7 protein-coding genes are annotated in these 12212 nt (G+C 69.0%); 2 read left to right on the forward strand and 5 right to left on the reverse strand.

Annotated elements, in window-relative coordinates; all coding sequences use genetic code 11:
- Both acs and AX692_RS11860 read left to right on the forward strand, forming a co-directional pair.
- The coding region (acs, locus tag AX692_RS11855) for an acetate--CoA ligase (RefSeq protein WP_073977701.1) at positions 1–1792 on the forward strand (1792 nt) is incomplete at its 5' end.
- Between the two features lie 4 nt (positions 1793–1796).
- On the forward strand, positions 1797–2435 hold the full coding sequence (locus AX692_RS11860; RefSeq protein WP_073975579.1) for a response regulator transcription factor: 639 nt from the start codon (positions 1797–1799) through the stop codon (positions 2433–2435).
- Here the strand turns inward: AX692_RS11860 and AX692_RS11865 are convergent.
- From AX692_RS11865 to AX692_RS11885, 5 genes are all read right to left on the reverse strand, one after another.
- Complete coding sequence (locus AX692_RS11865) at positions 2405–5779, reverse strand: PAS-domain containing protein (RefSeq protein WP_073975578.1); 3375 nt, start codon at positions 5777–5779, stop codon at positions 2405–2407. The genes AX692_RS11860 and AX692_RS11865 overlap by 31 nt on opposite strands.
- A 106-nt stretch (positions 5780–5885) precedes the next feature.
- Positions 5886–7556 (reverse strand): MFS transporter, encoded by a 1671-nt coding sequence (locus tag AX692_RS11870; RefSeq protein WP_073975577.1) that lies wholly within the window; start codon positions 7554–7556, stop codon positions 5886–5888.
- Positions 7557–7751: 195 nt separating this feature from the next.
- A complete protein-coding gene (locus tag AX692_RS11875) occupies positions 7752–8051 on the reverse strand; it encodes a hypothetical protein (protein ID WP_073975576.1) in 300 nt (99 codons plus the stop codon).
- A gap of 126 nt (positions 8052–8177) precedes the next feature.
- Entirely contained in the window at positions 8178–11075 is a 2898-nt protein-coding gene (locus AX692_RS11880) for a M16 family metallopeptidase (protein ID WP_073975575.1), read from the reverse strand.
- Between the two features lie 42 nt (positions 11076–11117).
- The coding region (locus AX692_RS11885; RefSeq protein WP_196491790.1) for a penicillin acylase family protein at positions 11118–12212 on the reverse strand (1095 nt) is incomplete at its 5' end.

Consider the following 12212-nt stretch of genomic DNA (forward strand, 5'->3'; position numbering starts at 1 on the left):
GGCGCCCACCATCGGCGGGGACTGGGCCTATGATCCGGTCGCGATCAAGTGGTTCGAGGATGGCCAGCTCAACCTGTGCCACAACGCGGTCGACCGGCACCTTGCCGAGCACGCCGAGCGCACGGCGCTGATCTTCGAGCCCGACGATCCGGCCACGCCGTCGCGCAGCCTCACCTATGGCGAGCTCCAAGCCGAGGTGGTGCGGATGGCCAACGCACTGAAGAAGCTCGGTGTCACGCGCGGGGAGCGGGTGACGATCTACATGCCGATGATCCTTGAGGGGGTGGTCGCGATGCTCGCCTGTGCCCGCCTCGGCGCGGTGCATTCGGTGGTGTTCGGCGGCTTCTCGCCCGAGGCGCTCGCGGGGCGGATCGAGGATTGCGGCAGCCGCTTCGTCATCACCGCCGACGAGGGCCTGCGCGGCGGCAAGCACGTTCCGCTGAAGGCCAATGTCGATGCGGCACTGAACCTCACCGCCCATGCCACGCACGTCGCGGGTGTGCTGGTGATCCCGCACACCGGCGGCGCGGTGGCGATGGTGGAGGGCCGCGACCACTGGCTCGCCGATCTCGCCAGCGAAGAGGATTGCCCCTGCGAGATCATGGGCGCGGAAGACCCGCTGTTCATCCTCTACACCTCGGGATCGACCGGCGAGCCCAAGGGCGTGCTCCACACCACCGGCGGCTACGGCGTGTGGACCGCGACGACCTTTCACTACATCTTCGATTACCAGCCGGGCGAGGTGTTCTGGTGCACCGCCGATATCGGCTGGGTGACGGGGCACTCCTACGTCGTCTACGGCCCGCTGATGAACGCCGCGACCGCAGTGGTGTTCGAAGGCGTGCCCAACTACCCCGATCACGGGCGGTTCTGGGACGTGGTCGACAAGCACCAGGTCAACATCATCTACACCGCCCCCACCGCGATCCGCGCGCTGATGCGCGAGGGCGACCACCACGTCACCAGCCGCTCGCGCGCCTCGCTGCGCCTGCTCGGCAGCGTCGGCGAGCCGATCAATCCCGAGGCGTGGCGCTGGTATTTCGACGTGGTGGGCGAGGGTCGCTGCCCGGTGATCGACACCTGGTGGCAGACCGAAACCGGCGGCTGCATGATCACCACGCTGCCCGGCGCGCACGACATGAAGCCGGGGAGCGCGGGGCTCCCGTTCTTCGGCATCCGCCCGCAGCTGGTCGACAACGAGGGGCAGGTGCTCGAGGGCGCGAACGAGGGCAACCTGTGCATCACCCACTCCTGGCCCGGGCAGGCGCGCACCGTCTATGGCGACCATGATCGCTTCGTGCAGACCTATTTCAGCACCTATGCCGGCAAGTACTTCACCGGCGACGGCTGCAAACGCGACGAGGATGGCTACTACTGGATCACCGGCCGCGTCGACGACGTCATCAACGTCTCGGGCCACCGCATGGGCACCGCCGAGGTCGAGAGCGCGCTGGTGCTCCACGCCCTCGTAGCCGAGGCTGCGGTGGTCGGATATCCGCATGATATCAAGGGGCAGGGCATCTATTGCTACGTCACGCTGAATGCGGGCGAGGAGGGCACCGACGCCTTGCTGGCGGAGCTGAAGGCCCACGTGCGCAAGGAAATCGGCCCGATCGCCACGCCCGATGTGATCCACTTCACCGACGGGCTGCCCAAGACCCGCTCGGGCAAGATCATGCGCCGCATCCTGCGCAAGATCGCCGAGAACGAATTCGGATCGCTGGGCGATACCTCGACCCTCGCCGACCCCTCGCTGGTCGAGCGGCTGATCGAGGGCAGGCAGAACCGCTAGGCCGATGGGGGGGCGCATCGTCATCGCCGATGATCACCCGCTGTTCCGCAGCGCGCTCGCGCATGCGGTCGGCAAGGTGTGGGAAGACGGCACCATCATCGAGGCCAGCAGCGCCGCAGAAGCGCGCAACGCGCTCGCCGAAGGCGCAGCCGAGGCGCTGCTGCTCGATCTGCACATGGCCGATTCCTCAGGGCTGTCGGTGCTGATGGACCTGCGGCAGGATTACCCCGCGCTCCCCATCGTGATCGTCTCGGCCTCCGAGGAGCCGCGCGTTGCCGCTGCCGCTGCGCAGCTGGGCGCGGCGGGGTTCATCCCCAAGTCGGCAAGCCTCGAGGCGATGCGCGAGGGGCTGGCCGCGGTGCGTGATGGCGACGCGTGGTTTCCTGAAGGCGAGGCCGGCGCGGACGACGATCTCGCCCGCATCGCCAGCCTGACACCCGCCCAGCGGCGCATCCTCGCGGGCATCAGGCAAGGCTTGCTCAACAAGCAGATCGCCTATGAACTCGCGATCTCCGAGGCGACGGTGAAGGCGCATATCACTGCGATCCTCCGGAAACTCGGCGTCGGCAGCCGGACGCAGGCGGTGCTGCTCGCGGCCAAGCTCGACGTCGATCAGCCGGTGGCGGATCCGGCGAGGGCCTGATCGGCGGCCGCGCGGCCCTGCGCCAAGGCGGTCGCGATAAGCGCGCGCAGGGCAGCGGGCGGGGCGGGCTTGAGCAGGCGGTTGGCGCCCATCCGCGCGGCGGCGGCCTGCGTCTCCTCCGAGGCTTCGGCGGTGAGCAGGATCGCCGGGCAGCGCGTGCCCCAAGCCTCGCACAGCGCGGCAAAGGCCGCATCGCCGCGCTCTTCATCATCGAGCCGGTAGTCCATGATCGCGAGGTCGGGGGCTTGCGGCACGGCGACGAGCGCCTCGGCGAGGCTGGCGGCGGTCATGACCTGCAATCCCCAGCGGGCGAGCAGCGCGGCGGTCGCAGCGAGGGCGGCGGGATCGTTGTCGACCACCAGCACCCGCGCATGGCCCAGTCCGGCAGAGGGGCGCGCCGGCACCATGCGGGCGACGGGCGTCGCCTCCCGCCGCAGCACCGGCATGGGAATCGCAAAGCGGCTGCCGCGGCCGGGGCGCGAGGTGGTCTCCACCTCCACGTCCAGCAACCGCGCCGCACGCCGGACGATGGCGAGGCCGAGGCCGAGCCCCTCGCGGTCGGTCGATGCGCCGCGTTCGAACTCGCCGAAGATCCGCTCGATGTCCTCAGGGGCGATCCCGCGGCCGGTGTCGTGAATGCAGATCACCGCTTGGTCTCCGCGCCGCCGCACTCCGATCAGCACGCCGCCGGTGGTGGTGTAGCGCACCGCGTTGCTGAGGAGGTTGCGCAGCACGGCGGTGAGCAGCGCGCGGTCGGCCATCACCCAGACGCGCGTAGCGGCGCGCCTCAGCCTCAGCCCCTTGGCCTGCGCCTGCAGCGTGAATTCGCGCGCCACGTCCTCGAACAGCTGGTCGAGCGCGACAGGTTCGGGCGCGGGCACCACCCCGCCGCTGTCGAGCTTGGAGATTTCGAGCAGCACACGGATCAGGCGGTCGGCGGCGACGATCGAGCCGTCGAGATCGGCCACCAGCCGTTCGAGCGCCGTCTGCCCGCTGACCTCCTCGCCCAGGGCAGAGGCGAACAGGCGTGCCGCGTTCAAGGGCTGGATCAGGTCGTGGCTGGCAGCGGCGAGGAAGCGGGTCTTGGACTGGGTCGCCTGCGCCAGCAGTGCATTGGCCTCGGAGAGCTGGCGGGTGCGCTCGGCGACCTTCTCCTCCAGCGCCTGCTCGGCCCGACGGTCGAGGGTGATGTCGGTGTAGGAGGTGGTGTAGCCGCCGCCGGGCGTCGGCGCGCCGACGATCCGGAGCACGCGGCCATCGTGCTGCACCCGCTCGATCCGGTGCTCCGTCCCCGCACGCATATAGGCGAGGCGGCGCTCGACCTGCTCGTCGATCTCGGCCTCGCTGAGGTTGCCGCGCGCAAGGTTGAAGCGGATCAGATCGGCAATCGGCGTGCCGACCGTGACGAGGCGATCGGGCAGGTCGAACAGCTGCTGGTAGCGGCTGTTCCACGCCAACAGCCGCATCTCGCCATCGACCAGCGCGACGCCCTGGTCGATGCTCTCGATCGCGGTCTGGAGCAGTTCGGCCGAGAAGCTGAGGCGGCGCTGGGTCTCGTCGAACATCGCGACGACTTCGGGCAGCGGGATCGGATCGCCGCCCGCCCATGATCCCACCAGCATGCGCGCCGACGACGTGCCGATCACGCCCGAGATCACCCGCTCGGCCAGCTCGAGCACCGCCGCGCCCGCCGGATCGCCGTTCTTCATCTGCAAGGGGGCAAGCGCCGCATCGGCGCGCTCGCGCCCGACGAACTGGGCGAGCAGCGCGCGGACGTCGCCCAGCCGCTTGGCGGTGGCGTGGCGGGGGAGCTCGCCCGGCATCGGGGTGCCGACGAAGGCCGCCGCCTGCGCCTGGTCGAGCAGCGAGGGGCGCGCAATCGCCGACACCAGCCAGTAGAGCGCGGTGTTGACCCCGAGGCTCAGCACCACGCCCGAAACCAGCGGATCGGGATGGATGCTGAAAGCGGGCGCGGTGTCGCTCGCCGCGGGCCAGATGAGCAGCGCGAGCCAGAGGGCAAAGCCGGTCGCAAGGCCCGTCAGCATCCCCGCCCGGTTGCCGTGCTGGCTCGCCATGCCCAGCACAAGCCCGGGCGCGAACTGCGCAGCGGCGGCGAAGGCCAGGGTGCCCATGCCGGCAAGGTCGGTAATCCCGGCAAAGCCGCGGTAGAAGGCGTAGGCTGCCGCGAGCACCGCGGCGATCACCACCCGGCGGATCAGCAGCAGCCGCCCCGCGATGCGGCTGCGATCGCCCCGCCCGGCGAGCGCGCGGCGCAGCAGCAGCGGGGCGACGAGGTCGTTGGTGATCATGATCGAAAGCGCCACGCAGGCGACCACGATCATGCCGGTCGCCGCCGAAAACCCGCCGAGGAACACCAGCATCGCCAGCCACGGCGCCTCGCGCGCAAGGGGGAGGGCGAGCACGATGGTGTCGGGATCGGTCCCCGCCGGCAGCAGCGCGAGCCCGGCGAGAACGATCGGCACGATCACCGCCGCGGTCAGCGCGAGATAGGCGGGCAGCACCCAGCGCATTGCCGGGGTGGCGCGCTCGCCCGGGGCCTCGATGAAAGTCATGTGGAACTGGCGCGGCAGGCACAGAATCGCGGCGGCCGCGATCCCCGTGAGGACGGCAAAGCGCGCGTCGAGCTGGCCCGGGGTCAGCAGCACCGGACGCGCCGGGAGCGGAGCGCCGCCGCTGGTGACCAGCCACCAGACCGCCAGCGCCGCCACCGCCAGCAGCGCGGCGAGCTTGACCACCGCCTCCAGCGCGATGGTGAGCACCAGCCCCGCGTTCTCGCCCGGCCGGTCGGCGCGGCGCGAGCCGAACAGGATCGCGAACAGCCCCATCAGCGCCGCGACGATCAGCACCAGCTCGTCCGCTGCCACCTGCGCGCGCAGGTCGGGGGCCATCAGCAGCAGGGTGTTGCCGACCGATTCCAGCTGGAGCGCCATGTAGGGCAGCGTGCCCGCACTGGCGATCACGGTGACCAGCGCGGCGAGGCTGGCGCTCTTGCCGTAGCGGGCCGAGAGGAAGTCGGCGATCGAGGTCGAATGCTGCGCCTTGGCCTGCGCGAGGATCTTTTTGACCAGCCCGAAGCCGAGGGTGAAGACCAGGATCGGGCCGAGGTAGATCGCGAGATAGTCCAGCCCCGCGGTGGCGGCGGTGCCCACGCCGCCGAAGAAGGTCCAGCTCGAACAATAGACCGCAAGGCTGAGGCCGTAGATCGTGCCCGCACGGCGCTGGAGCCAGCCGTCGCCCGCGCCTTGGCGGTCCCGCCATGCGGCGAGCCAGAACAGCCCTCCAAGATAAAGCGTGGCGGCTGCCAGCGCCGCACCCAGCATCATGACCCCATTCTCTCCCTCGGGCGGGAAGCTACCGCAACCACGCCCACAAGCAAAGGGGCGGCGCCCCTGCGGACGCCGCCCCTCCTTGCGACCCTTGGGGGGTGGGTCAGTCGTCGATGTTGCGCTTGAAGGTTTCGGGGAGGAACATGAGCCCCGCCACCACGGTCAGCACGCAGATCCCGATCGGGTACCACAGCCCGTAGTAGATATCCCCCGTGGCAGCGACCATCGCGAAGGCGGTGGTGGGCAGGAACCCGCCGAACCAGCCGTTGCCGATGTGGTAGGGCAGGCTCATCGCGGTGTAGCGGATGCGGGTGGGGAACAGCTCCACCAGCAGCGCAGCGATGGGGCCATAGACCATGGTCACCAGCAGCACGAGATAGGTCAGCACCGCGACCACCAGGCCCGTGTTCATCGCGTCGGGATCGGCCTTGGCGGGGTAGCCGGCTGCGGCGAGCGCGGCCTTCACCTCTTTCTGGAAGGCGTCGATCGCGGCCTTGCGCTCATCGCCCGTGACCTTGGCCGGATCGGGGGCGGTGAAGGTGGCACTGCCGACCTTGACCTGCGCGATCGCGCCCGCCTCGGCTTCGACGTTGCTGTAGCTCACCGCGCTCTTGGCGAGGAACGACTTGGCGATGTCGCAGCTTCTGGAGTCGAACTTGTTCTTGCCGATCGGGTCGAACTGGACCGAGCACTCGTCGTTGTTGACGACAACGCTGACGGGGGCTGCGGCCTGCGCCCGGGCGAGCGCGGGGTTGGCGGCCTCGGCCAGGAGGTGGAAGGCGGGGAAATAGGTCACCGCCGCCAGCGCGCAGCCCGCAAGAATGATCTTCTTGCGCCCGATCTTGTCCGACAGCCAGCCGAAGAAGACGAAGAACGGCGTGCCGATGGCGAGCGCGACCGCGATCAGGATGTTGGTGGTCGCACCATCGACCAGCAGCATCTTCTCGAGGAAGAACAAGGCGTAGAACTGGCCGGTGTACCACACCACCGCCTGCCCCGCGACCGCGCCGAGCAGCGCGATCAGCGCCCAGCGGGCATTCTTCCAGGTGCCGAAGGCCTCCGAGATCGGCGCCTTGGAATTGGTGCCTTCCTCCTTCATCTTCTGGAACACGGGGCTTTCCTGCAGCTGCATGCGGATCCACAGCGAAACGCCGAGCAGCACCGCCGAGACGAGGAACGGCACGCGCCAGCCCCAATCCTTGAAGGCGTCCTCGCCGATCAGGGTGCGGGTGCCGATCACCACCAGCAGCGCCGCGAACAGGCCGAGCGTCGCGGTGGTCTGGATGAAGCTGGTATAGAGCCCGCGCTTGTTGTTGGGCGCGTGCTCGGCGACATAGGTCGCAGCGCCCCCGTATTCGCCGCCCAGCGCGAGGCCCTGGAGCAGTCGCAGCGCGACCAGCATGATCGGCGCAGTCACGCCGATGCTGGCATAGGAAGGCAGCACGCCGACGGTGAAGGTCGAGAGGCCCATCAGGCCCATCGTCACGAGGAAGGTGTATTTGCGCCCGACAAGGTCGCCCAGCCGCCCGAACACCAGCGCGCCGAAGGGCCGGACCGCGAATCCGGCAGCAAAGGCCGCCAGCGCGAAGATGAAGCCGGTGGTCTCGTTCACCCCGGAGAAGAACTGTGCCGAGATGATCGTGGCCAGGAGGCCGTAGAGGTAGAAGTCGTACCATTCGAAAACTGTGCCCAGCGACGAGGCGAGGATGACGCGCTTTTCGGTCCCCGTGGCCTCGTGGTGCTTGGGCAGCGCGCCGTCATATGTCGTTGCCATTGTCGCTCTCCCGCTTGTGCGCTCGATCCCCTGACCGGCCCTGTGACGCCGCTCCTGTCGAGGATTGCACAGTCGCGCTTTCGGGGGCGCCGGAATAGCTAGACCTTGGTCGGATGGGTGCCGGGGCGCGCGGACACGAAAAAGCCGCCGGGGCGCAAACCCCGGCGGCCTTCGAAAACCTGTGGCGGAAGCCGATCAGCTCTCGCGGGTGCCCGACAGCGGCATCGCGCCGAAAGCGCCGGCGTTGACCGAGCCGGTCAGGGTGTCGCCGTCGATGGTCGCTTCGCAATCGAGCGTCATCGGCATGGGGACGACCATGTTCATCTTCCACTTGATCGTGTTGCCCTCGATCGTGCCGCCATTGATGTCCATCGAGCCGAGGCTGCCGACCAGCGAGCCCGAGAAGGTGTCGCCATCGGGAACGACGGTGAGGGTGCCGGACTGGTCGCCCATCGGGCTCTTGACGGTGGTCTTGTAGGTACCTGCAACGGACATGATCCATCTCCTCCTTGTGGTCCGGACCATGGTGACCCGGGGTGTGAGCTTCGCGCTATTTACACCGATGTCAGCGCGCTTCAACCGGTTTCAGGCTGCCGCGCGCCGACGTCTTTCCGTTTGTCCTCAGAGCTTGTCGGCCGCGAGATATTCGACCGGCATGCCGAGGCTCTCGATCTGGGCGTCGATCTGCTTGCGGTCGCCCACGACCACGATCACGAGGTCCTCGCTGCCGAGATACTGCCGCGCGGCGGCGTCGATCTTGTTCGCGTCGATCGCGCGGTAAATGGCGGGCAGCCTGGTCTGGTAATCGCTCGGGCGGCCGAGCAGCTGGTTGCCGAGCACCGCACCGAGCACCTGGGCATTGGTCTCGAAGCGGTTGGGCAGGCCGCGGACATTGCCCTCGGTCACGCGCTGGAGCTCGGTCTCGTCGACACCCTTGCTGGCGGGGAAGGCGGCAAGGTTGCCGAGGATCGCCTTGATCGAATCCGCGGTGCGATCCGACTGCACCGGGCTGAAGACGGTAAAGGCGCGCGGCCCCACGCCGCCGGTCAGGCCGCTGCGGATGCCGTAGGTCCAGCCCTTGTCCTCGCGCAGGTCCATGTTGAGGCGCGACAGGAAGCCGTCGCCGATCACCTCGTTGGCAAGGTCAAGCGCTTCCATCCCGCCCTGATTGCCGCGGATCGGCAACACGCGGGCGGCCAGCAGCACGCTCTGCGGGCTGTTGGGGCGGTCGATCACCACCAGCCGCGAACGCGCCGGCGGCACGGCGGCATCGAGGTTCTTGGCCCCCTTGGCCCCGGCGGGCGCCTTCCAGTCGCCGAAGGACTTCTCCAGTGCGGCGAGAAGATCGGGCATGGTGATGTCGCCGACCACGGTGATGCGGGCATTGTCCGGACGCAGCCAGCGGGCATGCTCGGCCCTGAGGGCCGCCGGATCGAGCGCGGCGACGACCTCGGGCAGGCCGCGCGCGCCGACATTGCCATAGGGGTGGTCGGGGCCGAACAGGATCGGCCCGATCGCGCGCTGGGCAAGGCCGAAGGGATTGGCCCGCTCCTGCGCGATCCCGGCGAGTTGCTGATCCTTCACCCGTGCGACATCCTCGGGCTTGAAGGCGGGATTGCGCACGATATCGGCCATCAGCGCGAGCGAGGGCGCGAGGTTGGCGGTCAGCGCGGTCAGCTGGACGCTGCTGGTATCGGTGCCGGTGCCGGCGGAGATCGTCGCACCGAGGCGCTCCTGCTCGATCGCGATCTGCTCGGCGGTGAGGGTGAGGGTGCCCTCGTCGAGCAGGCCCATCATCAGCGACTGGGTGCCGGCCTTGCCCGGGCCGTCGGCGGCGGTGCCGGCATCGAAGGTGATCGCCATCGACACCTTGGGGATCGCCGTGCGCCGCGCGAGCGAGACCTCCATGCCGTTCGAAAGCCGCGCGGTCTCGACCGCCGGGAAGGTCAGCGCGCCCACCGGTGCCACCGCGGGAGCCTCGCGCGGCGGAGCGGTGCGGGCGATCTCTATCGGCGTCTTGGGATCGGGCGTGATCGGGGCGGCGGTGGCCTCGTCACCCCAGCCGCCCATGGTCGCGCCGTCGAGCTTGCGTGCCCCCGGCTCGATGACGAGGGTGTAGGCAGGTCGGCCGAGCCAGCGCTTCAGCGCCGCCTGCACCTGCGCGGGCGTGAGGCGCGCGACTTCATCCAGCTGCTTGCGGTAGAAGCCCGGATCGCCGCTGTAGAGCAGGCCTTCGGCGAGAGTCGTGCCCTTGCCGCCGAAGCCGCCGACCTGTTCGAGCGCGTCGATCTGGCCCGACACGATCTGGGTCGCGGCGCGGGTCAGCTCGTCCTGTGTCGGCCCGCGCGCGACCAGTTCGTCGATGATCGCGTTGAACTTGGCCTCGGCCACCGCCGGGTCGACCCCGGGCTTCACATCCATCTGCGCCTGCAGGAAGCTCAGCTGCTCGTGCTGCTGGGCAAAGGCGCTGACCGAGACCGCGACCTGATCGCCGCGCACCAGCGCATTGTCGAGCCGCGAGGAAGCGAGGCCGCCGAGAACCGACAGCCCGGCCGCAAGCGGCACGGCGTCGGGATGGTTGATCGCAGGGCCGGTCCAGTTGCGCATGATGCGGGTGACCGGCACCTGATCGGTGATGGTCTCGCGCTTGTCCGCCGCCAGCGTCACCGGTTCGGCCTTGGTCTTGACCACCTCGGGCCCGCGCGGGATCGCGCCGAACCAGCGCTCCACCATCGGGCGGGCGGTCTTGGCGTCGATGTCGCCTGCCAGCACCAGCACCACGTTGTTGGGGCCGTAATTGTCGGTGAACCACTTGCGCACGTCGGTCAGGCTCGCCGCGTCGAGATCCGCGAGCGAGCCGATGGTCGAATGGCGGTAGGGGTGGCCGACCGGCAGCAGGCCATCGGCGATCAGGTAGCGCACGAGGCCGTAGGGCGCGTTGTCGCCCTGCCGCTTCTCGTTCTGGACAACCCCGCGCTGCTTGTCGAGCTTGTCCTGGGTGACCGCGCCGAGCAGATAGCCCATGCGGTCGCTCTCCATGAACAGCGCGAGGTCGAGCGCGCCGGTGGGCACGGTCTCGACATAGTTGGTGCGGTCATACCAGGTCGAGCCGTTGGTGCTGGTCGAGCCTGCCGCCTCGAGCGGGATGTCGAAATTCTCGACGTTCTCCGATCCGCCGAACATCAGGTGTTCGAACAGGTGGGCAAAGCCGGTGCGCCCGCGCGGCTCGCTCTTGCTGCCGACGCGGTAATAGACGGTGACGCCGACGATCGGGCTCTTGCGGTCCTCGTGGACGATCACGGTGAGGCCGTTCTCGAGCTGGAACTGCTCGTAGGGAATCTTCACCTGGCTCACCAGCGTCGGCAGGTCGGCGGCCGGTTGCGGGGCGGCGGGGGCCGCCGCCGGAGCGGGCGCGGGCTGGGGTGCCGCGCTCTCGGCCAGCGAGGGCGAGAAGGGCGCGGCGAGCGCAAGGGCGAGCGCCGAGAGGCTGGCGGCAGCGAGACGATGGGTCATGGTCATGGGCTCCGGTGAGGGGATCGCTTGGGGCTGGGCAGGCGCAGGTCAGCGCGCGTTGGTGACGGTCTTGATCGTATGGCGCCGGCTGGCGACGCTCGCCAGCAGATCATCGCGCCAGAAATAGACGGGCTTCAGCCTGTGTTCGACGAACAGTGCCATCTGGTCGGTGTAATGCGGGCTTTCGGGCCGCGTGCTCGCCGCGCCGAAGGGTTGCACCGAACGCGAGCTAACCTTCTGGCCCGGCTGCCATTCGATCCACATGATGAAGCTGTCGCCGTGCTTGAGGCTCAGTCGCCCGTCATCGGCCACATCCCAGGTGGTCGCGGCGCGCAAGGTGTCGGAGCCGCCATCGACCGGCAGGTCGCGCGTGCCTTGCCTGAGGCGCACGAGATCCCCCAGCGGCGGGTCGAGCCGGCCGAAATGCGTCGTCAGGTGATCGGCCGCCGCCTTGAGCTTCTCGGCCACGTCGGGGAAGGGCTTGTTGTTGTAATCGGCGGCCATGAAGTCGCGGATCAGCAGCATCGCGATGGCATCGGCCGCGCCTTGCCCGTCGGAGGTGAAGTCCCACGACAGCAGCAGATCGCGCGCCCTCGCCAGCTCGCCCTTGGCGGGCATTGCTTCCAGCGCCTCGAACAGCCGCGCGACATAGCCGTCGCGCTCGTAGCCGGTGTCGTACTTGATCGCCTCGAGCGTTGCGCGGTCGAGCACGCCCGCCTCGGAAAGCAGCTTGTAGGCGCGGCGCGAGCGGTTGGTCTGCTTGAGTTCGATTCCGAGCCTTGGCGCGAAGGCCTCGGGGTCGAGATCGCTCCCGCTGCCCGCGGCGGTGAAGGGGGTGTTGTTCGAATTGTAGAGCCAACCGCTCGCCGGGTTCACGATGCGCGGCAGGGCCTTGTAATCGACCGCGCCCTGCCAGATCAGATCCGAGCGGTTGCCGGGGAGCACCGAGCGCCAGTCGGCCTTCACATCCGCCGGGCGGTTGGGGATCGCGGCGTTGTAGACATAGGCGATGGTGCCGCTCTTGTCCGCATAGATGAAGTTGGTCGAGGGGATCGCGAGGCGCGAGAGCTGGCCTTCCCACTCGGCGAAGGTCTTCGCCTTGTTGAGGCGGTAATAGGCATCGAGCTGCTGCAATTGCCCGAT

It is taken from the genome of Erythrobacter donghaensis, from assembly GCF_001557325.1.
Lineage (GTDB): Bacteria > Pseudomonadota > Alphaproteobacteria > Sphingomonadales > Sphingomonadaceae > Erythrobacter > Erythrobacter donghaensis_B.

Excerpts from the sequence above, each read along its gene's own strand:
- AX692_RS11880 (WP_073975575.1), bottom strand. The coding sequence starts at position 11,075 with ATGACCATGACCCATCGTCTCGCTGCCGCCAGCCTCTCGGCGCTCGCC.
- AX692_RS11870 (WP_073975577.1), bottom strand. The coding sequence starts at position 7,556 with ATGGCAACGACATATGACGGCGCGCTGCCCAAGCACCACGAGGCCACG.
- AX692_RS11875 (WP_073975576.1), bottom strand. The coding sequence starts at position 8,051 with ATGTCCGTTGCAGGTACCTACAAGACCACCGTCAAGAGCCCGATGGGC.
- AX692_RS11860 (WP_073975579.1), top strand. The coding sequence starts at position 1,797 with ATGGGGGGGCGCATCGTCATCGCCGATGATCACCCGCTGTTCCGCAGC.
- AX692_RS11865 (WP_073975578.1), bottom strand. The coding sequence starts at position 5,779 with ATGATGCTGGGTGCGGCGCTGGCAGCCGCCACGCTTTATCTTGGAGGG.